The organism is Synechocystis sp. PCC 7509, from assembly GCF_000332075.2.
In the GTDB taxonomy this organism is placed as follows: Bacteria; Cyanobacteriota; Cyanobacteriia; order Cyanobacteriales; family Chroococcidiopsidaceae; genus Aliterella.
In genome coordinates this window covers 232,781-254,270 of sequence record NZ_ALVU02000002.1, presented here as the reverse complement: position 1 = coordinate 254,270, position 21,490 = coordinate 232,781, and the positions used below count along the sequence as shown (strand labels likewise).

Genomic DNA, 21,490 nt, shown 5'->3' with positions numbered 1-21,490 from the left:
AAATTTGTATTCAGCGAAACGTATTAATTTTGTACTGTAGAGTTACAGTACGCCAACTAACTTGTTCATCCTAAATCCAAAGTATTTAAAAGTAAATAGAATAGTTAGTCCCTTAAGGAAGATCCATTAGCAAGCTTGATGATCTGCAAAGGATATCCTGTTAGCAAATTAATAATCATCTAGCAGCAGCAATCATCTTATTTTTCCAGGCTGGCTATATAAACTCCCAGTTTGCCCGGTACTCCCTGCCAGCGTTTTTCATTAGCTCCAGACCAAAGAGCTTTGCCTATCTTATTTTTAGCCGCAGCAAACACTTCTTCTTCTGCTTCGCCAAATAAAACTCTTGCTACCTTCTCTGAGTTCATAGCTTGCCCAATATTTTCCTGTAAAACTTTTTCCACAGCTTGCGTCAGCTTTAGACCGTGATAAGCCGGAGGCAAAGCCTCTATTAGAGCGATCGCAGAAATTTCTTGCTGTTTGGTATTAGTTTTTTTTGTCTCTGGCTTTTTAATCGCTTGTTCTAGGACAATGGTGTAGCAGCCAGAGCGACCTGGTACTTTATCCCACAACCCGTTTTCTGTACCTTGATTCAGTGTATTGTAGAGTCTATTTTTTTCAGCTTTAAATGCAGGCATCTCCAAATCACCGAATAGAGACTGAATAATATCATCTATGTGTAGAATATTACCTGCTTCTTCCTGTAGTAATTTTTCTATGGCTTCAGATTTGCTCAAATCCTGATACTGCGGCAATAATGGTTGTTTTAAAGGCTTCCTAGCCTTTTGGGTGGGATGAATAAAAACTTCTTGCTCTAATATTTCAGGTGTTGTCTTTTGAGAAAGGTTGTCTTGGATAGCGGCATCTGGTAATTCTTCATCTATAAGCTCTGGGGTTTCAACTACTGGCTTAGTAGTGTCAGCCTCTAATTCTATCGGTAGCTTTTGGTCATCAACATTATGTGTAGAGGTTAAATCAGCTAAAAGGTCTTCTGACGAACTTTGCTCCTGGATATATTCTTCTAGTGATTGTAATGGTTCAACTTCTTCGGCTTTTGGTATAGCCTCGCTTATAGATTCGGAAATCTCATTAGCTTCTTGTAGGGCTAAATCATCGTCTACGGGGCTTGCCTGCAACAAAATAGCATTGTCGTTTCCTTGCTGGATTATTAATTGATCGGCGAGTAAAGCATTGATGTGATTTAGCTGCGATCTCGCACTACTTGAAGCACGATTGTTCTCCTCAACAATAGTTTGATAATGCACTCGCATTTGGGTCAAATTTTCTCTAAACTGTTGGCTACCTGATAATTCATTAACAAGGAGAGCGTTAATGTGGGTTAAAGACTCCTCGGCAAGTTTTATCGAGCGATCGCTCTGTTGGATTTGCTTGGTGTAGTGCGATCGCATTTCAATTAAATTATCAATGAAGCGCTCAAGTTGGGGCATTAATAAATTACTCTTTCTCGAAAAAACTGATATTACAGTTAATATACTAATCCTAATGCTTTTTCTAGCTGTAAAGTACAGGACGCGCTACCGCGCGGAAAAGGCGGAAAGGAAAAAACTTATGATAAAAGTAACCAACGGCTACATCGTGGGTTGGGATTCCGGTCATTATATCGGACGCGGTGGCAAAGGTAAAAAAGGCTCGGCTTTAGCTAATCCCTTCAAGTTGGCAGATACCAGCAATACTGAAGAACGCGATCGCGTAATCGCTAAATATCGCCGTTGGCTTTGGCAAAAGATTCAAGAAAAAGACTCGGCAGTGATGGCTGAGTTATTCTATTTGAAGGAACAAGCGATAGCGCAAGCACGCACGCAGGGCTTCGCAAACGATTTAAACTTGCTATGTTTTTGTAAGCAACCAACGCGCGAGGTTGCTTGTCACGGGGATGTGATTAAGTCATGTTTAGAGTGGATGATAAACCAAGAAGAATAGCTTTTGGAAAAGTTGAGTGCGATCCGCTCATAATACTTCTCCCCCACCAGCAACAAGCTCAACCTCCGCCCATGACAATGACCGTAACCGACTCCACAATCCTTGACTGCCGCCGACAAAATGCACCATGATATCGCCGTTCTGGGAGTGCGAGTATTGCATTAGCCGTCGCTTGATTGCTTCGTCCGCCCATTCCTTCCAACCGCACCCAGGTTTGGTCAGTGATGGCTTTTGTCCAGTTTTAACGGCATGAATAAACAAGCCAATCCCTGGTTTATTTTTCCAAGTAGATAGAGCCTGCTGAAAATACTCCAAAGCATCAGTCGCCCTGTCGGGATAACGGTCAAGGGCAGAATTAAGGATAGTATTGAGGCGCAGAGTGTCTACAGACTCAGTAGTCAGGGCTGATAGTTGGGTGAGCAATCCAGCGCGAGCAGGCGATTCAAACAGTCTTACTTGTGGAGGTGGGCAATTTGAGTGATCGCTATTGGGTTTAGAAAGCTGGTTAGCTGGGACAGGTTAAGGTAAGCCGTTACTCTGTTCATCGGTTATGGATTGGGAAGAAGCAGAGGAGTCTACAGGAGTATTTGAGCAAGGCAACCCATCAAAATCGTTTTGGATATGATCGCCAGAGGCGGAACGTAGATCCCGAACAAAATCTGGCTGCTCGTTACCAGACAACTTATCTTGCTTTAACGATGGAGTGCAGGATCTAGCTATTACCGCCTTATTTAACTTTTCTTGTTTCCTCTCCTCGCTCTGGGGGGAGGTATTTTCTGAAGTAGTAATTGTTGTAGTCTCTGTAGATGAACTGCTCAAATTGGCTACATTAAGGTGTTCGATTTGAGCATATTGAAAGTGCTGATTTGAACAAATGCTAGAAATCAATACTTCCAGCCGTTGGTAGTTAATGCTGTACCACTTCGTCTGAATCCAACGCTGTTTGTCGAATCGCTCGGTCTTAAGTAAATTCAATCCTTCTAGTCGAGCGATCGCCTTGCGAATTGCGCTCAAGCTCAAGAAGGGGAACTGCTGCTGCCATGCTTGGTAAGTGTTATAAATCCACCGACAACCGTTAATTAAGTGGTTTGACCTTTCCAACCAATAGTGAATTTGCTGGAGGATGACCGCTTCGTGTAAACCAATCTCCTTAGCTAAGTCTGGTGGGATAAGTAAGGGATGCAAGGCAAGTGATGTTGTTGTCATACTACTTTAACCTCCCTTTAGCTTCTCGCCTGTTTCTGGACTAATTACCCAAAAGACATCGTTGCAGGTGCAGTGGTAAATTTTACCGTAGTATTCGTGTACACCAGAGACAATGCCAGGGCGATCGCATTTGAGGCAGTAGTTGTTTCTTTTGAGATTGCCTTCAGTTAGGGCTTTTATAATGTGGCGACTATTGCCAGGGTCGTAAGATGGCATAAATTATTCCTCAATGCGTAAATGTGTATGGAAAAAATTTGGCTACTGGGAAAAAGACAATTGCTCACCAAGCAACCGTTGCCGCGACCCTTGCTGTAATGCCCACAGCCTGTCTAGCTCTGGTACATACTCGAACGGGACGAACTGACACGGCGCGGCGGTTAACCCTGGTTGGATTAGATGATCTTTGCCCATAGACTGAAGCCAGTTGACTAAATCTTGGGGCTTCTTCATCCCATAGCGCCTAGCGAGTTTTGTTTTCGACAATCCCTCGTAGGTTCTAATGGGTCTGCCTGAGCGATCCACTAATATATTTTTCTCAACAATCGGCGGTTGCTCGACAATCGCCTCCGGCTTACCCAAGATCAGCCCCAGCATCCCCGCGCCGTGCATGGTGACGATGGGGTTGTGTTGCAAAAAATGGTAGGCTGAAATAATTCCGCTAGAGAAAATCATTGTACCGGCCTCTAATGAATTCTAAATCCCCCTTCAAGTGGCGGCATTATCAGTCAGAAATCATCCTACGTTGTGTTCGGTGGTATCTAAGCTATCCGCTTTCCTATCGCCAAGTAACAGAGATGGTGAACGAGCGGGGATTAGATATACATCACAGCACCGTCTTCCGTTGGGTGCAAGAATATAGTCCAGAAATGGACAAACGAGTCAGACCGTATCTAAAGCTTACTAATGACTCATGGCGGGNAGATGAAACCTATATTTTGGTCAAAGGCAAGCAGAAGTATTTATACCGAGCAGTCGATTCGGCAGGGAACACCTTAGACTTCCTCCTCACAGCGAAGCGGGATGCGAAAGCGGCGAAACGGTTTTTGCGTAAGACATTGAAAGCAATTCACACTTCCGTACCAAGAGTCATCACTGTGGATAAGAACCCTGCTTATCCAAAAGCGATTAACGTACTCAAAGCTGCCAATAAGTTACCCGAAGTAGTGAAATTACGACAGATTAAATATCTCAATAATATTGTGGAGCAAGACCATCGGGGGATAAAACGATTAGTCAAACCAGGAATGGGATTTGGCTCCTTCAACACTGCAAGAAGAACCATTCGGGGATATGAAACTCTGAACATGGTTAGAAAAGGACAAGTTATTGGTGTTCCCAGGGGAGCCATCAAAGAGCGACTTGTCTTTATCTATCAAATCTTTGGGGTAGTTGCATAATTTCAACTCCTGCCACAGGGGTTTTCTGTCTTCACTAAGTTTTTGCAACACAACCGATATTTTTCCCAATTCTGATTTATTGCTTGGATTTAATCATCTAATCAGTGCCATGAATCAATTCAAACCCTTTTATTCTTCTGGATGAAATGCTTTATTTACTACTTTTTAATCTCGGAAAGTGACAGAAGAGGGTTATATGACGAATAGTTCTAGTAGACAGAGGGGCTTTGCGTTCGGAGACAAACACATACTGGGTTTCGGGATAGTCTCGCTGAATCTGACGTAATGCTCTCAGCTCAGGAGCGCGTAAGGGATGGGTGCTATCATGTCCGTGTTTTACTCTTCGGATCTCAATGTAGCCTCCACTTAAATCGACCTGTGACCATTTCAGTGCAACTAACTCTGCCGTGCGCAACCCATGCCGAAACATGAGCAAGATAATCGCTGCATCTCGAACTCCATGCCGACCAAATGAATGAGCCGCACTGAGCATCGCTGCAACTTCTGAAGGACGCAAATATTCCCGCTCTCGTTTTGAAGGGACTTTCACGGGTGGAGGAGAGCGAGAAACAGACTTTGCCGAAAAGAGAAGTTGGTCGAGTTCGGTAAGGATGGCTAAAAGCCTCATAATAGGTTTCTTCTTCCATCATACATTGCCTAAATTGACTCAAACTAGGCGATGTTTTTTAGCCTTTAATACATTTCTAATTTACGAAACTTTACATCGTGATAAATTTTGCGCGTATCTTGTCTTTACCCCCTAATGACTGGTGACACCTCGCAGAGTACCTATGAATAAAACAGTTACAAGGTACTTTAATTTTTTCTAACTCCCTAGCAGGCTAACTTATTAGTAATACTGGATTAGAAAACTCACTTCCAATAAAAGCAATCATTTTAAGCTATCTGTTTCAAAGAATTGTTCAAGATAGATAAAACAAGATTTGCTTTTTCTGGAATATCTTTTTACCCTTTTTGTACTTAAATATGGCTTAGACCTGGGCTTAACACAATTGGTTTAGTTAATTATGTTAAGCACTGTCAATCTTTTTATTGTTTACAATCACGGCTAGTTATGCTTATAAGTAAAGGGTTAAACTAACTCACCTTATCCACTATTACTTGAGGACAGTTGAGGTGTTAGGAGCGGTCTGTACAGGTGAACTATCTTTGTGCAGTTTAACCCTAGGTGCAAGGCATTGATACAAGCGTACATTAGCTCAAAAGCAAAAGTTGCTGATAACTGCTGACTTTTGCTGTTCGACAAAAACAGACATCTCCTATGAAACCAGCAATAAAATTCAACCAGGAAGCTGCTAGACTTGAAGCACTGAGACAATACAGTATTTCAGATACTTCTTCAGAACAAGCATATGATGACTTTACCTTATTAACCTCTTTTATCTGCCAAGTTCCGATTGCTCTGCTCAGTTTTGTTGACGCAGAGCGTCAGTGGTTTAAGTCAAAAATCGGATTAGAGGTAGCTCAGACTGCTCGAAATATCTCGTTTTGTGAAAACGTGATTTTAAGTGAGCGAACATTGGTGGTTAAGGATACACTATGTGATGAACGCTTTTGCGATAATCCTCTTGTTACCTCTGCACCGGGTATTCGGTTTTATGCGGGCGCGCCGCTAATCACTTCGGCAGGATATATCCTTGGTTCATTGTGTGTAATCGATCATCAACCACGAGATTTGTCAGACTTACAAAAGATAGCACTGGAGGCTCTGGCGCGGCAGGTAGTAACCCAATTAGAGTTACGGCGGGTGTCTTTAAATCTAGCCAATGCCCTCAATAAGATCGAGCAAATCGCAGGATTGGTGCCAATTTGTTCATACTGCAAAGGAATTCGCGATGACCAAGGTTATTGGTCAACGGTCGAAAAGTTCATCATGCAGCATTCAGGCGTGGAATTTACTCATAGCATTTGTGATAATTGTGTGCGCCAGCATTTTCCCGACGTGGCATAAGTCTTGCTAGCACCGCCAACACAGGAGTCATCGAGCGCACAAAATTGAGGCAGAAAAAGTATATAAATAACCTTATTGAATCAAACTAAATCATTGGGACGCTCGATAAGTGAAAGTCTTTCTCAAACCTTCATAAATTGAAGCGTGACACTGCCTATTTTCACATTAGTAGGCTTACCATTAGGCTAAACGATTCAAGCAATCACTTGAACACTCATTATAACTTGGCATCCACCAAAAATCACTTGAGCGGAGACTCGTCGTAGTGTGCCATCAGGTCGGCGGCTATATCTTGGTAGATGGCAATGCAACCTGCCCGGCGTAGTTTTTCTGGGGAGAAACCACCAGAAAGTACACCAATCGTGCGTAAATTCGCCTTAGCTGCCGCTTCTGCGTCATAGGGTGTATCACCCACCACAATGACATTATTAGGAGCAACGTCCCCTAACTTATCCAATGTGACCAAGAACAAATCTGGATCTGGCTTAGACGATTTCACCTCCATAGTAGTGGTTGCAGCATCGACCAGTTCTTTAACATTCAGGATCTTTATGTAGGCTGCCACATCGTCCTTGGTAGCCGAGGAAGCTAGAGCAATGCGTTTGCCGTCTGCTTTGATTGCCACGAACAACTCACGCACTTGAGGAAAAGCTTTGATCCGGGGATGATATTCGTTCTTGTACAGTTCCCTGCGATAATCTCGCATCCGTTCGTCGAAAGTGGGACTTTGACCATCATTTGATTGGTTAAGTTCTTCCAGGGAAAAAAAGACTGGCATTAACTTGTCACTGCCTTTACCAATCTGGAAGCGGATCTGCTCATAAGGAATCTGATGACCAAAGTGAGTAAAGGTTCTCTCCCAGGACTGGGCATGAAAGTCAACAGTATCAACCAGTGTTCCGTCGATGTCAAAAATTATAGCTTCAATCACAAATTACTTGCTCGGATGTCTAGTAATAGAACGTTGTTGTATATTGCAGCAAAATTAGCCGCAAAAATGTTCTTCCGCAAGATAGGTAGACTGGCAATTGAAGGTATCTACGAATAACTTAAAAGTAGGATGAGCCTAGATTTTAGTCAGAGAATTCGTCGTGGCTTAAGGCACTTGTTATTCCAAGCGGAGGCGGCAATGATAAATTTTGAGCAAGCAAAATTACTCTACCTCAACGCGACTAACTCTGCTAAAGTTAGCGCTCAGGAAAAAAGTGGGGCATGGGTAAAGTTGGAAACGGTTGAACAGCATTTATTATTATTCAAACCCTAATCACGAATAAATGCACGGCTTTAGAACCTGCCCCAACGAGATTTTACGCTCCAATAAGACTATTTACTGACGAAGATTTGCGCCAATTGAGCGCCGAGTGCTTAGGCGAAGTCATCGTTTCTCCTGGTGGCAGCTTTCGTTATCAGGTGATTTCGGACCCACTCTGTCGGTTGTATTGGGAGCGTGGGAAACCACAACCAAATATAAATGAATCGGCGTATTGCCGAAACTCTAGCGGCAAAGGTTGGAGGCGATCTCATCCTAATTTTCTTTCCTATCAGATCGCCGACGGCAGCTTTGTAACAGTGCGATGGCAGTTGCCAGTACAGCAGACTATCGGATCTATCAGCGTAAATCTAGTAGCCGCTTGAAGAATAAAGTGCGGTGGCTTTGACAAAACAAGCAACATAATCATTTCCAGCGTTTTAAAAGGATTCCGTTTTAAAATTGAGGGATGATAATATGGTTCTGCTCAGGAGAGAACAATGATTGACGACAAAACTTTTGAAAAACTACAAAATGCCTCGATTGAAGATCGTATTAGTGTTATTGAGGCAATTTTGGGATCGTTGAAAAATGACATTAAACAAAACAGTACACCTGGTTATTCTTTCATTTTGGATGCCCTATCAGCCCTAAACACCGTTTAAATTGGTATGAGCTAATTGAATTTATCCTCTGGGTTAGTCATTAGAAAAGTTTTGTAAAGGTAAAATTGCCGTAAATACACTACCTATACCGATTTCACTTTGCACAGAAATTTGACCGCCGTAAACTTCCACGCACTTTTTAACAATCGCTAGTCCTAAACCCGTACCAGGAATTTTGTCCGTATTTTCTGCCCGATGAAACGGCTGAAATAGCTTTAAAAAATCCGATTTTGGGATACCAATGCCTGAATCTTTGATTTGAAAAGTTACGGTTTTTGCTTGAAAAGTTAAATCAAAATGGACTGTACCGCCGCTAGGTGAATACTTGAGAGCGTTGGAAAGGAGATTGGTTAAAATGTGTTGCAGCAAGCTTTGATCCCATAAACCTACTGTTAATTCTCCGGTGCTGGTAAAAATTAGTTGATGGCTGGGAGAAAGGAAAGGCTGAGTTTCCGCAACTATTCGACGACAGAGAGATTCTAAATTGAGCGATTCAAGATTGCACTCAAGCTTACCGACATCGGCTTTACCAATTAATAAAACTTCTTCTAGCAAGCGATCCATATTAAAAATCGCTGCGCGAATTAGCTGGTATTGATTAGACTTTGTTTCTTGACTCAATTCATGCTCGTGGTCTTGCAGCAGTCCTGTGGAGAGTAAAATTGCTGTTAACGGGTTGCGGAAGTCGTGAGAAAACATCGAGACAAAAGCCGATGTTTGTTGATTTACTTCCTTGGCTTTAACCAATTGCGCCGTTTCTTCAATAACTTTCCCTTGTAGCGTCTGATTTGCCGATCGCAATTGCTCTGCTACTTGTTTGCGTTCGATTGCGTAAACTAGCGATCGCACTAAAACTTCTGTATTGTTGACTTGACGCTTGACTAAATAATCTTGCGCTCCCTGACGTACTGCTTCAATTGCTAATTCTTCATCATTAGTATTTGTTAGCACCACAATCGGTAAACTAGGTGCTAAATCCTTTAAAGGGGTCAAAGAGTCTAGTCCTTGACTATCTGGTAAAGTTAGATCCAACAAAATTATATCAAAGCAACTTTCCTCAAGTTGCGTTAAAGCTTCTTTTAAGCGCGTGACATGAACCAGACTAAACTGTTTACTCTGGGAAGCTTGCAAAAATTCGTGCAACAGTCTAGCTTCGGCTTTGTTGTCCTCAATTAATAAAACTTTGATTGCTGTAGACATAGACTGCATTTATTCTGAAGGTAAAGTAACAATTTCTAGCCAAAATTCTTCAATCTCTTTAATGATTATAAATAGCTGGCGGATATTACGAGGTTTTGTAATGTAGCAATTTACCTGCAAATCGTAGCTTTGAGCTATGTCTTCATCATTACTAGAAGTTGTCAGCATTACTACGGGAATGCTTTTGAGCAGAGGGTCTGCTTTAATTTCTGCTAATACTTCTCTACCATCTTTCCTCGGCAAATTCAAATCCAGCAAGATCAAGTCAGGACGAGCAGCAAGAGTGTACTCGCCCTCTTGACGTAAATAAGCCATAGCATCTATACCGTTTCTGACTGCGACGACTTGATGGGTTACAGTGCTACTTTTAAACGCTTCTTCAATTAAACGAATATCGGCTTTATTGTCTTCAACTAAAAATATCGTTTTGTGTCTTTTGTCCGTTTCTACGCTCATGCTTGCGCCCTCCTACGGGAATAGTAAAGTAGAAAGTTGCGCCTTGTCCTAATTTTGATTCTACCCAGATTCGTCCTCGGTGACATTCGACGATTTTCTTACATATCGCTAAACCCATACCTGTACCAGGATACTCATCCCGCGTATGCAGGCGTTGGAAAATTACAAAAATGCGATCGCTAAATTGCTCCTCGATCCCCATACCGTTGTCTTTAACGGCAAATAACCACTCATCGTCTAAGCGAGTAGCACCGATATGGATTTGAGGTAAATTACTACTATGGAACTTAATGGCGTTACTAATTAAGTTTTGGAATAGCTGCATTAGCTGTGTCCCATCAGCTAAAACTGTTGGTAGTTCGTCGCTCGTAATTGTTGCGCCAGTTTCGTTAATGCGTCCTCGCAGGTTAGTTAGGGCGCGGTTTAAGGCTGTTTCTACATCTATTGGCTGAAACTCAACTGAGAGCAACTCTACTTTAGAATAGGTCAGCACGTCGTCAATTAAAGTTTGCATCAAGCTAACTCCTTCTACAGCAAAATTAATAAACTCTTTCGCATCTTCACCAAGTTGCTCTTTGTAGCGCATTTCTAATAGCTGCACGTAGTTTGCTACTTGATTGAGGGGTTCTTGCAAGTCGTGGGAAGCAACATAAGCAAACTTTTTTAAGTCCGCATTAGAGCGTTTTAAGTCTTGAGCCAATTGAGCTAATTCGTCAGCTTGACGTAGAACAATATTTACAATTGCCTTTCTCAGTTCAAGGGCGGCTTCAATTTCTATTTGTTTCCAGGGTAAAGAAGTTAAACGTACAGTTTCTTTCCATAAATCGAAGGATTTACGTGGAGATAGGCGGATATTTCCGTTTGATTGGATAGTTTCAAATGCTTTATTAGGATCGCCTCCCCAATTTACAGTTTGAATTACTTCTTGTCTAAACCAAAGTACATAATGACGCTTAGATATTTGAATTGCTAATAAACCACTAGCAACATTTTTAAACTTTTCCGCATCAGGATAAATTTGTGCCAAAGAATTAGTATAAAAAATTTCTTCTTTAACATTATTTTTTAGCCATTCAACTAAAAAATTAATCTCGTCTTCTTTAGGAGTATTTCCGATTACCGTGCAGTTATTGCCAACACCAATGGCGGCTCCTTGAGCGCTAGTAAGATTGAGAAGATTAGGCTGGTATTTCACTAAGCCATCAATAAAATTTTCTTCTTGAGACATATACTCAATCAAAGCTAACTGAATATGACTTAGTTGGATTCGATAGTCGTAATCTTTTGTTTCTTCTTTTGTAAAAATTTCGGCAAATATTACTCGTCCCAAAAATTCGCAAGCTTTACGCAGTTCGTAAGAAATATATTTGGGTGTTTGATGATGACAAGCTATTAGTCCCCAAAGTTTGCCGTCTAGGTTGCCATCTTTAGTTAAAGATATAGTTAAAGAAGCCCCAACACCCATATTATGCAAGTATTCTAAATGACAAGGGGATGCGCTTCTTAAAGTAGAATAAGTTAAATCTAGTGGACGCTCGTTAGTTGGATTTTGGGCGGGATAAATTTCTACAGATTCCGCTTGAGTGTCAGGGATTAATCTCATCCAATTAGCGCTAAATAATTTTCTAGCAGCTTGGGGAATATCTGATTCTGGATAGTGCAACCCTAAGTAAGTTTCCATACTTGCAAGTTTTTCTTCCGCTAGCACCGAACCATGTCCATCAGTATCAAACTTGTACAACATTACTCGATCAAAACCCGTAACCTTCCGTACCTCTTTAACAATAATTTGACAGAACTCGCGCAAGCTTGAGGTTTCTTGAAGTTGATTGATAGATGCTCTAGCTAAGTTGTAAAAACTGAGAAAAGGGATATTTTCTTGAGAAATAGCTGGCTCTAATTCTAAAATTAAAAATCCGTCAATATTGCGATGAAATATCCCATCAAATATTAAGTAATCGTTGGCTTGGTTTTTTACCCAAATTTTGGTGGAATTAATATAATCAAGACTATCTTCTGCTAATCCTACCCGGATTTTTTCTACTTGAAAGGGATCGAGTAATTCTTCTAAGCTTTTGTGCAAAACTTCTTCACAAGCCAAGCTAAAAACCTTAGCTGTATTGCTACTAACTTGAACTACAGTCAATTCTGGCTCTTGCAAAACTAAAAGCAAGCCGTGAGCTTGAATTTTACTTGCTTTAATCACTCTTTCTTCAAAGCTGTTGATGCCTTGAACTTGTAAATCGATTTTCATGACGATTCTCTTATTTTGCCAAAAGGCGATCGCAATTACAATAGATCGATGGTATTCACTGTCTTAGCAATCAACTATTACTTAAAGCTCCCTTAAAGTAGCAATTTAATACTTACCTTGCAAGTTGTTATTATAACCTTTAGTTCAACGGTGCGATCGCCACAAACTAGGTAGGGTTTCACAAGCAAATGTTGAAAATTGATTTGTCCATCGACTTATTGATAATTTATACTTGTTTTTGGCTCGGTAAGTGCAGAATCATTGATACTTGTCCGACTTATTTTGTAAGTTGCTACTAACAAACAGTTTTTTTATTTAACTAAAATTTTAAGTTTCTTATCAATTTTTATCAAAGTCGTAATTTTACATAAAAATATGCTACCCCGTAGCAATGAGAATGTCTGAAGAAACACGAGCCACCTTAGAGAAAATAGCCCTTCAGTATGGGTGCAAGTATGGCAATAAGCCTTGGATTGCTGGATTACTAGCCAAGATTGCAGAGGGTGAGTTGCTGATTGTTCCTGCCCCTCCTGGTTCACGCTGATAACCCAGCCTGTCGAGCGTTGGAAGCTTGGCTACGCGCAAATTCCTGTCGTTCCACTTTAGCAATGCTACTTAGACGCTCTTGCAACTGAGGAGACTTTAGCCCTTGGGCAAGACTCCGCATCTCCATAGTTTGCGATGCTTTATCCCATAAAGAGTAAGCTCTTTCCAGCTTATTCCATTGCCCTAATTGGTGTTCTCTTTGCTGCAAATGGGCGATCGCATTCTCTAGCTTGTTTGCCGTCTGTTCTACCTGGGCAACAGCTAAGTCGTATTTCCCATTCCAACTGCGGAAAGGGCTTTTCTGCATAGCTTCAACGGTCGCTAACTGCTCAGATTGCTTGCTTCCCAAAGTGTTGATATAGTCCGTAATCTGCTTAACCTCCGACTCAACTTTTTGTCGGTCAGCTAGAGGTGGAGATCCCGGTGGAGGCGTGTTTAAGTAGTTGGTGATATTTTGGTTGAGGTTGACCAGATCCCCATCGCTCAGGTTACTCAACTGCTCAACCACCATTAATTGTTTATAGTACGCCTGAAAGTCTGTCTTCATAGCTGTTACAGCTTTATCAGTTAAAGGTATTCCTATTTTGAACTCGTTACCAATTTCAGAAATCCGGTCAAGATGCTTTGGGGATTTATTTAACTCCCTGGCGGCTCTGTACCAATCGCGCAGCGTATTGAGCGATGGGCTAGAAGACTGTAAGGTAGCCAGCATTTCGTTAGTCCGCTTATCAACGCGCTCTACTACTGGTTGTGTTGCAAAAAATGGTAGGCTGAAATAATTCCGCTAGAGAAAATCATTGTACCGGCCTCTAATGAATTCTAAATCCCCCTTCAAGTGGCGGCATTATCAGTCAGAAATCATCCTACGTTGTGTTCGGTGGTATCTAAGCTATCCGCTTTCCTATCGCCAAGTAACAGAGATGGTGAACGAGCGGGGATTAGATATACATCACAGCACCGTCTTCCGTTGGGTGCAAGAATATAGTCCAGAAATGGACAAACGAGTCAGACCGTATCTAAAGCTTACTAATGACTCATGGCGGGTAGATGAAACCTATATTTTGGTCAAAGGCAAGCAGAAGTATTTATACCGAGCAGTCGATTCGGCAGGGAACACCTTAGACTTCCTCCTCACAGCGAAGCGGGATGCGAAAGCGGCGAAACGGTTTTTGCGTAAGACATTGAAAGCAATTCACACTTCCGTACCAAGAGTCATCACTGTGGATAAGAACCCTGCTTATCCAAAAGCGATTAACGTACTCAAAGCTGCCAATAAGTTACCCGAAGTAGTGAAATTACGACAGATTAAATATCTCAATAATATTGTGGAGCAAGACCATCGGGGGATAAAACGATTAGTCAAACCAGGAATGGGATTTGGCTCCTTCAACACTGCAAGAAGAACCATTCGGGGATATGAAACTCTGAACATGGTTAGAAAAGGACAAGTTATTGGTGTTCCCAGGGGAGCCATCAAAGAGCGACTTGTCTTTATCTATCAAATCTTTGGGGTAGTTGCATAATTTCAACTCCTGCCACAGGGGTTTTCTGTCTTCACTAAGTTTTTGCAACACAACCGTTCGTACTGTTTAATACCTGGCTAAAGTATCGGGGTGAGTATATAAGCTCCGCGACGAACCAGAATTGATATCAAAGTAAGTCGCAAATTTTCTCAACCCCCCTGTTAAAGTAAGAGCTAATAGATATTCACTGGCGATCGCGGCAACGTGCTGATTGACAAACAAACTCTGTTGGTTTCGAGCTATTAATTCCGCACAAGAAAGAGGAGTTTGGGCAATCTCCTCTGGCAAAGGTTGTAGTAATTCAGGATGAACAAGAGCGGGACTAGGCAGATGCTTACAGAAGTTTGGTTGAGCTAAGTTATCGAAGGCTTTTTCAAACTTGAAGCAACTTGACGAACCGAGTAGAACTTGCCCAGAAGTACGGTGGTTGCCGCAATCGAGCCACCAAGTATCGGGCAAATAATAAGTTCCATTTCCTCTACCAAGACTTTCAGCAATTGTCTGACGAGCGGCGGCATTGTCTACGCAACCAACTACGATGATTAGAGTATGCCAGTGTGCTTTTGCCATTTCAATCGTAAAGTGCTGATTAATAGCACCAATATTACAGCCCATAGCAAGAGCGTACCTTGCTGCCAAGACTTCGGCTTTCGGTAAACCAATATCTCCAGGTTGGAAGTTTTGCCTAGGGATATTTTTTGCTTCGATAATATCCGGGTCAATAACTGTACATGAAGTAGTTTTATTAGTAGTTGCCTCAATTTCCTTCATTAATCTGGCGATCGCACCAATTAAAAATCCTCCCGTTCCGCCTGCACCAACCAATAGAAACATTACATGGTCATGCTGGGAGACAACTAGCGGTACAGATTGGCTATAAGACAAATCTATTTGCATCGGTAATACCTGGTGGTAGTTGAAATACTTTAGAAGCAGGTAGAACTTGAAAATGATTGTAGATACCCACCCGGACGCTAATGGTGGAACTTGTAAATATTTCTCCCAAAACTGCAAACAGCCTAAATTTGCCAGATTCTTCTTTATCGTCAGTAAAAGAAAATTCCGCTTCCATCTGGTGATGAGAGTGAACTTCTATGATCGCTGACTCGTAGAAAGGATCGAGGGGATTAGTTGGGGTAACACTATACTCTGTAGCAATTTGGTCGGGGATTAATAGCTGCCAAATACCTTCTGTAAAAGCCAAATAGAATAAAACTTCCTCTTGTCCGGCAGCAACAGATAGTTCTAGCATCGTAGATAGTAAATGCGGCGGTACGCAAGGAAAGGTGAAATTAAAGTAAGGCTCAAGTTTTGGCAAGCCTGGAATATTTAACGCGCATAAGTGAGCGCATACATGAATTCCATTTCTAGCTCCTCTTAGAAATACTCCGTTTCCTGCTAACCAATACTCTTGAAGATTGGAGCTAATAGGCGGAAGCAAAATGCTTGTAGCAATATTGTAAGATACAAACGTACTACCGAGCTTCAATAATTGACTTGATAACACTACTGACATTTTGTTTAAAGCTGATTAGATCGCTAAGGGGATAAGTTCTGGCTTTTTTTTCTTTTCCGTGCAATTGGAGTAGTTGAGAACGCACATCTTTGGGGAATTTGTTAGATTTCGATTGCACTACATGATCGTTAAAAGGACTGTGCCAAAATCCATCCCAAGTTTTGACTATGTTTGAAGCAGAACAGGGACTAAACGGTGTGGTTCCAAAACAAATAGCACCAGTTTCCATCACGTTAGGCAATGGTGCGTGGAATAGTTGCGACTCTGGGGTAAGTTGCTTATCTTTTACCGACCAAAGCCAATATTTTAGTCCCCAGCCCATAAATAGCATTCCAGGAATTGGTATCGTAATCGTCACTAAGCGATCGCCCCCAGCATTACTAAGAGTTAAAGCTTGCTGATGCGGTGGGATATACTGCACTAGGTATTCGCAGGCATCCCGCATTCCCCATTGAATAGTATTGGCGGGTAAAAATCCCGAACTCAAAGGGAGATTGCTAAAAGCTTCTTTAACGCTGCTAGGGGACAGAAACTTGTAAGTTTTGCGATCTGTTTGATTGTCAACAAAAAGGTACTGCCCCTCCATAAATAGGAGTTGGGCTTGAATATTTGGGTTATCGGTTCTATTTGCGAGACTTCGGGCAATGTCGCTAGTATTTAGCGCCTGTTTACTTATTTCTTGGCACTGTTCCATAATTCAACAACTTCCTTGCGGTTATTTATGTCGGCTTGCAGCCATTGGTCGAATTCTGTCATCTTGGTTAAGTAGGGTTGAGCGATTACCCAGTCTTGAGTTAAATAGTCAATAGATTTTTGCTCCCAAGTGAAGCATTCGTAATCTTCCCAAACAATATCGAGCCAAATGCAACCTGTACTGTGGTCAATTAGACTTAAAACATCGTATAGAAGTGATAAGGGAGAAGTGTGTTCGTCGCATAGCAACTTTAGCTTCTCAAAATCTATTTGTTCGGCACTTACTAACTTTTCCGGTTCAAACTTGAATTCTTCCAACCAATTGGTTAGCAAGTAACCACAGCCCAAAACTGAGATCAAAAATTGCTCGGTATCAGTTAATTGCTCAAGTTCCGCATCGTACCAATCGGTATTTTGCGGATATAGGAGGATTTCTGACAACCTTTCATCTCTATCGAGATTGTCTACTTCCCCAAGAGGAAATAAGCGATCGTTGACTAAAGTTAAAAACTCAATTTCACGATCGCTACACAAACAGTCATTAGTGCAAGTCAACCAATCTACTTGAGAGCTTGCCCACTCGTCGGGAAAATAGTGTTGATAAAGGGCAAGCAGAATTGTCTTTTGATTTAGGTTGCTTAAGTACGATACAGAGTCTGGAACGGTAAGAGGCAGCTTAAAAGCAGTTAAATCCCGATAATAGGAAATTGTGCAGGAATTGGCGAACATTTGCTTAAAACTTTTAAACTATCAGTTATTGTTCTTTCCCAGTCTTCGCCAGTTTTGACCGCGTTATCTATTTGGTCTTGGAGGCTAATTAGAGTTTCAATGCTCAAATTGCCTTGTTGTTCTAACTGCTTTAATTGCCAGGTTAGTTCTAAAGCTGGGTTAACTTCTGTCTCACTAGCCATCAAGCTTTGGAGAGCGTTATTTCCTTTTGTTCCCGCCCGTTTGATCAGGCGAATTTCTGTAATTCCATTTTTCTCTTGACGAACAATTTCCGCAGTGCCTACTTCTGGAAAGTAGGGAGCTATTGCACCTCGTAAATTGTCATCGGTAGCTGCAATTTCATCGGATAAGGGTATCTCTTGACCTTCGAGGAATAATTTGTAGGGCATGGATTATGTAAATAAGGTGAGTTGACTTGGTTCGGTTGTATTATGAGGAACAGGAAGGTCTGGGATTGGCACTTTTGTTTTGGTTTTAGTAGAAGCAATCAAAGCAGCTTCTTTAGTTGCGGCTTCCTTAGCTCTTTGTGGTAGCAACTGCTTTAATTGCTCTAATGCCTCAGCTAACACAGAACTTTGGGCAATTTCTGCCAAAACAGTGCTAGTGATAATTGGTGGCTCTCCTTTAATGCCTGCTGTAACTAACACTTGTCTACTGCCTTCAACTCCCGGTAGTATTTGCAAGCCTATTAATAAAGTCGTGGCATCAAAACTGTATTTGTCTTGAAGACCGCTTGAAGACGCGGCTTTATCGTTCTCAATGTCTTCAGTATCCTCAGTATCGTCATTTTCAAAATCTTCTGACATGGTTGATTCACCTATTTGTGTGCAAAGTAATAAAGCGTTCCAATGGTAGAACGAAGATTTTTAAACGATTGCCAGCGCCACTGACATTCTCCTGGTTTGTATTTCGGAGATTGTTGGCTCCACTTGTCCCAAGCATCTAATAGGTCTGGGCTAACGCTTTTTAGTGCCATGCCAATTTGTAGCCAAGAGTGGTAATCATCGGCAAAGTGAGCAGGAATCTTTTGGAGATAATGTAATGCCCTTTTTTCTTCCCTATCTGCGCTTTTGGGGTAGTAAGTCACAACAGTATTTTGCGCTTTGAGACTAGGCGGTGTAATCAACATTTGCGCGATCGCAAAGTCAGGTGCTGTAGCCACTTCAATTTGTTTGGGACTGCGCCCCGGTAGCCAATAGTATCTTCCAGTTATTGGATGTTTGGATGGTGGTAATACCGAAGCATGACCTGTACCTCGAAGCTCTAATTTCTCAATAGGTGTAATGGCAATCTTTCTTGATTTTAAACGGTCGCAACTGATGTTAGTTTTGTACAAATACTGCGCTCGTCCTGGTCGCCCCGAAGTAAAAGCGACGGTGGGTGGCAAAGTAGGAATTGCTTCATGAACCCTCTCGCCATCGCAATCAATGGCGATTAAATATTCAAGACTGTTTTGTCCGCAAACTATCGCAAAACCTGTGGGGGTAATGCTACTGGAGCCTTTTAATTTGCTTTTGACTCGTACTTGACCGCAGGTATTAAGTTGCTCAAAGAGGCTTTCGGGCGTAAATGGATGTTTTTGCCATTCAAATTCTACTGGTTGCTTGTCAATTGTTGGTGTAAGCAGCCAGTGAATTGGTAATTCTTTGAGGGCTAAAGCTAAAGACTGGATGTGAAATTTTTTTAAGCACTTAGATTTTTGAGTTATTGGTGGAGTTTACAGCAATAGCGCTCCGCGATAAAGGGCGCGAAGCGCTATTTGCCAAGCTAAGTTACTTTAACCTTGGGGATGTTCTAACCATTTTTCTAGGTCTGTTAGGTCGCCAAAGTCGAGTAGGTCTAACGCTAATGATTCGATTTGTTCGCTTGGTAATGCCGCAACGAGTGTTTGAACTGACTCCGGTACTTCTCCAAATCTGCGTGTAAGCTGCTTTTGAACCAGACTGCGTTCTGCTCTCTCTCCCCAACTTGTTTTAATTTCCATAACACGCTCCTGTTCTGATGTTTCTAATTTACCAACTTCCTCAGCAAACAATCTTTCTTCCGATTCGTCTAGAATCAAATAAGTATCGACAAAGCTTGAAATTAATCTTGTTCTAGCTCCATCTAATCGCAAGGTGGCTAATATTCGCAAACATTCTGCTTTAACTAAAGGGCGATCTTTTGGAGCAATTTGCATTTTTGCCATTAATGCTGCGGCAACTGGGTTTTGTTGATTAAGAAAATCCCGCCAGCTTAACCTATTTAACTGAATTGCCGCAAAGTTAAATTCCAAAACTTTCAAACCTGGGAAATTAACACTATGGGATTCCGGTTCTGGTCTTAAAGGTTCATCGAAGGAAAAGACAACAATGGGATAAATTTTCTGCACGTACTTTTGATACAATCTCGCAAAATAGAAAAACATTCTTCGGGCAAAATCTGCTTGCGAATAAGATTGTGCTTCAACATGAACGAGAAAGCCAATATCCTCCCCCGCCTGCTTAACCTCAACAAGCAAATCGATAATTTTGTCTTCACCTGCTGTTAAGTCTCCAAAATACTCTTGAGGAAGAAATCGAATTGAACTAAAATCAATAGTGTTAGCAATTTCTGGTACAAATAGTTCTAGAAATTCCCTAAAAAAGGTGGTAAGCAGTTCCTTAAATAAGCGATCGTGGTCAATCATTGTATTTCACTAATGCTCGAAAAGATATTTTTTAAAGGAAGAGACAGTGCAAACTATCTCTTGCTGCTGTGCTAAATTGGCTCTGTAATGTTAAGAACTCGGAATTTTACATATTCTTCGTCAACAAACCAAGCTAATTTTGTTTGCTGGCTGCCACTTAGTTCAGAACTTTTTACAGGGAGAATGCCGCTATCGGCATTTCCCAAAATTGCCGCTACACTCTCGCTGCGTTCGATAGTTCCTTGGAAAACTCCGTAACTGAAATTCCACTCGATTTCAGACAAAAAATTGATTAGAGACATTGATTTACCTGATAATTTTCACTTGCTGATTGCACTAGCAATTATTCAGGTTAACTATCTGATATAAAAAATCTGTTAAGAGCGATCGCATCTTATAACTTTCGGCACTTGGCAGTAAATCAACTAAGATAGTTTTTAGACTCGGACTGGAAGCCAGTGTAAAATGCGGATTGAAGTTCATTGGTTATTTCATCGGGTAAGTCACCCCATTTTGATACACCAGCGCTGGCAATCAAATCTTTTCTATCATCAGCCGTCATAAAGGAGGCTTTCTGATTAGCTCTAGCTTCGGCTCCAAGAATGCGAGCATAATTTAAAAGTTTTTGTTTATCCATTTTCTTTTTCTGCATCCTAGTAAATGAATAATAATAATGCCAAAAATCAACTTTTAGAACTACTCCAAAACCTTGGATGTAATAATTGTATTGATTTTAAGTTCATCTGTCTTTCGCCTAATCTTTACCGTTCCACAATTATAATAGAGTTTCCTAATGGTCAAGTAATTTGCGAAAATGTTGAGAATGAGAGTAAGTCTGAGGCTAATTTGCTAGTAGCACAGCATACTTTTGATCGAATATTAAGCAATTACCCGGAATTTTTAGTTAATTGGGACGAAATTAATATTGAGGCGCAGGCAGGCGACGCATTGATTAAATTAAGTGTTTATCTTTCTAATCAGTCAAAGAATTCGCACGATAAATCCAAACAACTACAACAATTGGAGTCTGATTCTAATCTTGCAAAAATATTTGACTGTTGGAAAGCTCAAAGCAACCCCGAATTAGCAATTTGGGGAACATATCTAAGTGAAAAGCGAAAAGCTACTTTAGTTGAAGCTTTACTATGGCGACGTTTCAGCAAGCAAATTCTTACTATTAATGCACCTATGGAATTAGAAGTTTTGCTTGGCACTTTACAGTCAAAAACGATCGCACTTTAAGCACAGATATGCTTTTCTGGTTCTACGCTAGCTTCGCGCATAGCGATCGCCAATGCCTCGTTTGTCGGTTCGCTAATTATTCCCATTTTGTGCCATATATCTAGCTGAAAATTGCGACCGCCTAAGCAAATAGTACGATTACTGCGATCGCTATTGCATAAATGATTTGCACCAGAAATTAAATAACTATGTATTTTTGCTATTTCCTCTGGTTGTAACATATCTGAGTTAACAAA

Annotated in this window: 31 protein-coding genes; 9 read left to right on the top strand and 22 right to left on the bottom strand. The window is 41.3% G+C overall.

What is annotated here, in order from left to right:
* Positions 1-197 precede the first annotated feature (197 nt).
* On the bottom strand, positions 198-1,445 hold the full coding sequence (locus SYN7509_RS0222410; protein WP_009630446.1) for a hypothetical protein: 1,248 nt from the start codon (positions 1,443-1,445) through the stop codon (positions 198-200).
* A gap of 121 nt (positions 1,446-1,566) precedes the next feature.
* On the opposite strand from SYN7509_RS0222410, the gene SYN7509_RS27890 reads away from it, so the two are divergent.
* The gene (locus tag SYN7509_RS27890) at positions 1,567-1,938 is read left to right on the top strand and encodes a DUF4326 domain-containing protein (protein ID WP_009630447.1); all 372 of its coding nucleotides are present in this window, start codon (positions 1,567-1,569) and stop codon (positions 1,936-1,938) included.
* A gap of 27 nt (positions 1,939-1,965) precedes the next feature.
* Here the strand turns inward: SYN7509_RS27890 and SYN7509_RS0222400 are convergent, their stop codons facing one another.
* From SYN7509_RS0222400 to SYN7509_RS0222390, 4 genes are all read right to left on the bottom strand, one after another.
* Entirely contained in the window at positions 1,966-2,361 is a 396-nt protein-coding gene (locus SYN7509_RS0222400) for a hypothetical protein (RefSeq protein ID WP_009630448.1), read from the bottom strand.
* Positions 2,362-2,457: 96 nt separating this feature from the next.
* Positions 2,458-3,144, bottom strand: coding sequence for a hypothetical protein (locus tag SYN7509_RS26840; protein ID WP_009630449.1), 687 nt, complete (start codon positions 3,142-3,144; stop codon positions 2,458-2,460).
* 6 nt (positions 3,145-3,150) lie between these two features.
* Complete coding sequence (locus tag SYN7509_RS29905; protein ID WP_009630450.1) at positions 3,151-3,360, bottom strand: hypothetical protein; 210 nt, start codon at positions 3,358-3,360, stop codon at positions 3,151-3,153.
* 42 nt (positions 3,361-3,402) lie between these two features.
* On the bottom strand, positions 3,403-3,816 hold the full coding sequence (locus tag SYN7509_RS0222390; protein ID WP_009630451.1) for a hypothetical protein: 414 nt from the start codon (positions 3,814-3,816) through the stop codon (positions 3,403-3,405).
* Between the two features lie 14 nt (positions 3,817-3,830).
* Between SYN7509_RS0222390 and SYN7509_RS0222385 the strand changes: the two genes are divergently transcribed.
* Positions 3,831-4,541 (top strand): IS6 family transposase, encoded by a 711-nt coding sequence (locus SYN7509_RS0222385; RefSeq protein WP_028954523.1) that lies wholly within the window; start codon positions 3,831-3,833, stop codon positions 4,539-4,541.
* Positions 4,542-4,692: 151 nt separating this feature from the next.
* Here the strand turns inward: SYN7509_RS0222385 and SYN7509_RS31840 are convergent, their stop codons facing one another.
* The gene (locus tag SYN7509_RS31840; protein WP_009630228.1) at positions 4,693-5,169 is read right to left on the bottom strand and encodes a tyrosine-type recombinase/integrase; all 477 of its coding nucleotides are present in this window, start codon (positions 5,167-5,169) and stop codon (positions 4,693-4,695) included.
* Between the two features lie 654 nt (positions 5,170-5,823).
* Between SYN7509_RS31840 and SYN7509_RS0222375 the strand changes: the two genes are divergently transcribed.
* The gene (locus SYN7509_RS0222375; RefSeq protein WP_009630229.1) at positions 5,824-6,513 is read left to right on the top strand and encodes a GAF domain-containing protein; all 690 of its coding nucleotides are present in this window, start codon (positions 5,824-5,826) and stop codon (positions 6,511-6,513) included.
* Positions 6,514-6,754: 241 nt separating this feature from the next.
* Here the strand turns inward: SYN7509_RS0222375 and SYN7509_RS0222370 are convergent, their stop codons facing one another.
* Entirely contained in the window at positions 6,755-7,444 is a 690-nt protein-coding gene (locus tag SYN7509_RS0222370) for an HAD family hydrolase (protein WP_009630230.1), read from the bottom strand.
* Positions 7,445-7,573: 129 nt separating this feature from the next.
* Here SYN7509_RS0222370 and SYN7509_RS0222365 point away from each other — a divergent pair, with 129 nt between their 5' ends.
* The 3 genes from SYN7509_RS0222365 (at position 7,574) to SYN7509_RS30310 (ending at position 8,427) form a co-directional block, all read left to right on the top strand.
* The gene (locus SYN7509_RS0222365; protein WP_009630231.1) at positions 7,574-7,777 is read left to right on the top strand and encodes a hypothetical protein; all 204 of its coding nucleotides are present in this window, start codon (positions 7,574-7,576) and stop codon (positions 7,775-7,777) included.
* 86 nt (positions 7,778-7,863) lie between these two features.
* A complete protein-coding gene (locus SYN7509_RS29900; protein WP_148298168.1) occupies positions 7,864-8,148 on the top strand; it encodes a hypothetical protein in 285 nt (94 codons plus the stop codon).
* Between the two features lie 114 nt (positions 8,149-8,262).
* Positions 8,263-8,427, top strand: coding sequence for a hypothetical protein (locus SYN7509_RS30310; protein WP_009630232.1), 165 nt, complete (start codon positions 8,263-8,265; stop codon positions 8,425-8,427).
* Between the two features lie 33 nt (positions 8,428-8,460).
* Here the strand turns inward: SYN7509_RS30310 and SYN7509_RS0222355 are convergent, their stop codons facing one another.
* Genes SYN7509_RS0222355 through SYN7509_RS0222345 form a run of 3 tightly spaced genes read right to left on the bottom strand, consistent with a single transcriptional unit; the run spans position 8,461 to position 12,343 of the window.
* Positions 8,461-9,627: a hybrid sensor histidine kinase/response regulator gene (locus SYN7509_RS0222355; protein WP_202807370.1), complete on the bottom strand. Its 1,167-nt coding sequence runs from the start codon at positions 9,625-9,627 to the stop codon at positions 8,461-8,463.
* A 9-nt stretch (positions 9,628-9,636) separates the two neighbouring features.
* Positions 9,637-10,083: a response regulator gene (locus tag SYN7509_RS0222350; protein WP_009630234.1), complete on the bottom strand. Its 447-nt coding sequence runs from the start codon at positions 10,081-10,083 to the stop codon at positions 9,637-9,639.
* Entirely contained in the window at positions 10,037-12,343 is a 2,307-nt protein-coding gene (locus tag SYN7509_RS0222345) for an ATP-binding protein (protein WP_028954522.1), read from the bottom strand. The genes SYN7509_RS0222350 and SYN7509_RS0222345 overlap by 47 nt, the downstream gene beginning before the upstream one ends.
* A gap of 391 nt (positions 12,344-12,734) precedes the next feature.
* On the opposite strand from SYN7509_RS0222345, the gene SYN7509_RS30305 reads away from it, so the two are divergent.
* Positions 12,735-12,881, top strand: coding sequence for a hypothetical protein (locus tag SYN7509_RS30305; RefSeq protein ID WP_158506186.1), 147 nt, complete (start codon positions 12,735-12,737; stop codon positions 12,879-12,881).
* Here SYN7509_RS30305 and SYN7509_RS0222335 read toward each other — a convergent pair.
* The gene (locus SYN7509_RS0222335; protein ID WP_009630237.1) at positions 12,873-13,595 is read right to left on the bottom strand and encodes a hypothetical protein; all 723 of its coding nucleotides are present in this window, start codon (positions 13,593-13,595) and stop codon (positions 12,873-12,875) included. The two genes, SYN7509_RS30305 and SYN7509_RS0222335, sit on opposite strands and share 9 nt — an antisense overlap.
* A 100-nt stretch (positions 13,596-13,695) precedes the next feature.
* Between SYN7509_RS0222335 and SYN7509_RS0222330 the strand changes: the two genes are divergently transcribed.
* A complete protein-coding gene (locus SYN7509_RS0222330) occupies positions 13,696-14,406 on the top strand; it encodes an IS6 family transposase (protein WP_028954484.1) in 711 nt (236 codons plus the stop codon).
* A 66-nt stretch (positions 14,407-14,472) separates the two neighbouring features.
* Here the strand turns inward: SYN7509_RS0222330 and SYN7509_RS0222325 are convergent, their stop codons facing one another.
* The 10 genes from SYN7509_RS0222325 to SYN7509_RS0222280 all read right to left on the bottom strand — a co-directional run bounded on the left by SYN7509_RS0222325 (position 14,473) and on the right by SYN7509_RS0222280 (position 20,649).
* Positions 14,473-15,303 (bottom strand): PRTRC system ThiF family protein, encoded by an 831-nt coding sequence (locus SYN7509_RS0222325; RefSeq protein WP_009630156.1) that lies wholly within the window; start codon positions 15,301-15,303, stop codon positions 14,473-14,475.
* A complete protein-coding gene (locus tag SYN7509_RS0222320; protein ID WP_009630155.1) occupies positions 15,281-15,922 on the bottom strand; it encodes a hypothetical protein in 642 nt (213 codons plus the stop codon). The genes SYN7509_RS0222325 and SYN7509_RS0222320 overlap by 23 nt, the downstream gene beginning before the upstream one ends.
* Positions 15,882-16,616: a hypothetical protein gene (locus SYN7509_RS0222315; protein WP_009630154.1), complete on the bottom strand. Its 735-nt coding sequence runs from the start codon at positions 16,614-16,616 to the stop codon at positions 15,882-15,884. Before SYN7509_RS0222315 ends, SYN7509_RS0222320 begins: the two co-directional genes overlap by 41 nt.
* The gene (locus SYN7509_RS0222310) at positions 16,595-17,344 is read right to left on the bottom strand and encodes a hypothetical protein (RefSeq protein ID WP_009630153.1); all 750 of its coding nucleotides are present in this window, start codon (positions 17,342-17,344) and stop codon (positions 16,595-16,597) included. The genes SYN7509_RS0222315 and SYN7509_RS0222310 overlap by 22 nt, the downstream gene beginning before the upstream one ends.
* Positions 17,302-17,733, bottom strand: coding sequence for a hypothetical protein (locus tag SYN7509_RS0222305; RefSeq protein ID WP_009630152.1), 432 nt, complete (start codon positions 17,731-17,733; stop codon positions 17,302-17,304). Before SYN7509_RS0222305 ends, SYN7509_RS0222310 begins: the two co-directional genes overlap by 43 nt.
* Positions 17,734-17,736: 3 nt before the next feature.
* Positions 17,737-18,150, bottom strand: coding sequence for a hypothetical protein (locus tag SYN7509_RS0222300; protein WP_009630151.1), 414 nt, complete (start codon positions 18,148-18,150; stop codon positions 17,737-17,739).
* Between the two features lie 11 nt (positions 18,151-18,161).
* On the bottom strand, positions 18,162-18,971 hold the full coding sequence (locus SYN7509_RS0222295; protein WP_084610778.1) for a PriCT-2 domain-containing protein: 810 nt from the start codon (positions 18,969-18,971) through the stop codon (positions 18,162-18,164).
* 150 nt (positions 18,972-19,121) lie between these two features.
* A complete protein-coding gene (locus SYN7509_RS0222290; RefSeq protein ID WP_009630149.1) occupies positions 19,122-20,012 on the bottom strand; it encodes a DUF4351 domain-containing protein in 891 nt (296 codons plus the stop codon).
* 71 nt (positions 20,013-20,083) lie between these two features.
* Entirely contained in the window at positions 20,084-20,314 is a 231-nt protein-coding gene (locus tag SYN7509_RS0222285) for a hypothetical protein (protein WP_009630148.1), read from the bottom strand.
* Positions 20,315-20,433: 119 nt separating this feature from the next.
* On the bottom strand, positions 20,434-20,649 hold the full coding sequence (locus SYN7509_RS0222280; protein ID WP_148298167.1) for a hypothetical protein: 216 nt from the start codon (positions 20,647-20,649) through the stop codon (positions 20,434-20,436).
* A 23-nt stretch (positions 20,650-20,672) separates the two neighbouring features.
* Between SYN7509_RS0222280 and SYN7509_RS0222275 the strand changes: the two genes are divergently transcribed.
* Complete coding sequence (locus tag SYN7509_RS0222275) at positions 20,673-21,254, top strand: hypothetical protein (RefSeq protein ID WP_009630146.1); 582 nt, start codon at positions 20,673-20,675, stop codon at positions 21,252-21,254.
* Here SYN7509_RS0222275 and SYN7509_RS0222270 read toward each other — a convergent pair.
* Positions 21,251-21,475, bottom strand: a complete 225-nt coding sequence (locus SYN7509_RS0222270; RefSeq protein WP_009630145.1) for a hypothetical protein — start codon at positions 21,473-21,475, stop codon at positions 21,251-21,253. The genes SYN7509_RS0222275 and SYN7509_RS0222270 overlap by 4 nt on opposite strands.
* Positions 21,476-21,490 lie beyond the last annotated feature (15 nt).

Coding starts and splice junctions, on each gene's coding strand:
- SYN7509_RS0222410 (WP_009630446.1), bottom strand. CDS start 1,445: ATGCCCCAACTTGAGCGCTTCATTGATAATTTAATTGAAATGCGATCG.
- SYN7509_RS27890 (WP_009630447.1), top strand. CDS start 1,567: ATGATAAAAGTAACCAACGGCTACATCGTGGGTTGGGATTCCGGTCAT.
- SYN7509_RS26840 (WP_009630449.1), bottom strand. CDS start 3,144: ATGACAACAACATCACTTGCCTTGCATCCCTTACTTATCCCACCAGAC.
- SYN7509_RS29905 (WP_009630450.1), bottom strand. CDS start 3,360: ATGCCATCTTACGACCCTGGCAATAGTCGCCACATTATAAAAGCCCTA.
- SYN7509_RS0222390 (WP_009630451.1), bottom strand. CDS start 3,816: ATGATTTTCTCTAGCGGAATTATTTCAGCCTACCATTTTTTGCAACAC.
- SYN7509_RS31840 (WP_009630228.1), bottom strand. CDS start 5,169: ATGAGGCTTTTAGCCATCCTTACCGAACTCGACCAACTTCTCTTTTCG.
- SYN7509_RS0222375 (WP_009630229.1), top strand. CDS start 5,824: ATGAAACCAGCAATAAAATTCAACCAGGAAGCTGCTAGACTTGAAGCA.
- SYN7509_RS0222365 (WP_009630231.1), top strand. CDS start 7,574: ATGAGCCTAGATTTTAGTCAGAGAATTCGTCGTGGCTTAAGGCACTTG.
- SYN7509_RS30310 (WP_009630232.1), top strand. CDS start 8,263: ATGATTGACGACAAAACTTTTGAAAAACTACAAAATGCCTCGATTGAA.
- SYN7509_RS0222355 (WP_202807370.1), bottom strand. CDS start 9,627: ATGTCTACAGCAATCAAAGTTTTATTAATTGAGGACAACAAAGCCGAA.
- SYN7509_RS0222350 (WP_009630234.1), bottom strand. CDS start 10,083: ATGAGCGTAGAAACGGACAAAAGACACAAAACGATATTTTTAGTTGAA.
- SYN7509_RS30305 (WP_158506186.1), top strand. CDS start 12,735: ATGTCTGAAGAAACACGAGCCACCTTAGAGAAAATAGCCCTTCAGTAT.
- SYN7509_RS0222335 (WP_009630237.1), bottom strand. CDS start 13,595: ATGCTGGCTACCTTACAGTCTTCTAGCCCATCGCTCAATACGCTGCGC.
- SYN7509_RS0222330 (WP_028954484.1), top strand. CDS start 13,696: ATGAATTCTAAATCCCCCTTCAAGTGGCGGCATTATCAGTCAGAAATC.
- SYN7509_RS0222325 (WP_009630156.1), bottom strand. CDS start 15,303: ATGCAAATAGATTTGTCTTATAGCCAATCTGTACCGCTAGTTGTCTCC.
- SYN7509_RS0222320 (WP_009630155.1), bottom strand. CDS start 15,922: ATGTCAGTAGTGTTATCAAGTCAATTATTGAAGCTCGGTAGTACGTTT.
- SYN7509_RS0222315 (WP_009630154.1), bottom strand. CDS start 16,616: ATGGAACAGTGCCAAGAAATAAGTAAACAGGCGCTAAATACTAGCGAC.
- SYN7509_RS0222310 (WP_009630153.1), bottom strand. CDS start 17,344: ATGTTCGCCAATTCCTGCACAATTTCCTATTATCGGGATTTAACTGCT.
- SYN7509_RS0222305 (WP_009630152.1), bottom strand. CDS start 17,733: ATGCCCTACAAATTATTCCTCGAAGGTCAAGAGATACCCTTATCCGAT.
- SYN7509_RS0222300 (WP_009630151.1), bottom strand. CDS start 18,150: ATGTCAGAAGATTTTGAAAATGACGATACTGAGGATACTGAAGACATT.
- SYN7509_RS0222290 (WP_009630149.1), bottom strand. CDS start 20,012: ATGATTGACCACGATCGCTTATTTAAGGAACTGCTTACCACCTTTTTT.
- SYN7509_RS0222285 (WP_009630148.1), bottom strand. CDS start 20,314: ATGTCTCTAATCAATTTTTTGTCTGAAATCGAGTGGAATTTCAGTTAC.
- SYN7509_RS0222280 (WP_148298167.1), bottom strand. CDS start 20,649: ATGGATAAACAAAAACTTTTAAATTATGCTCGCATTCTTGGAGCCGAA.
- SYN7509_RS0222275 (WP_009630146.1), top strand. CDS start 20,673: ATGAATAATAATAATGCCAAAAATCAACTTTTAGAACTACTCCAAAAC.
- SYN7509_RS0222270 (WP_009630145.1), bottom strand. CDS start 21,475: ATGTTACAACCAGAGGAAATAGCAAAAATACATAGTTATTTAATTTCT.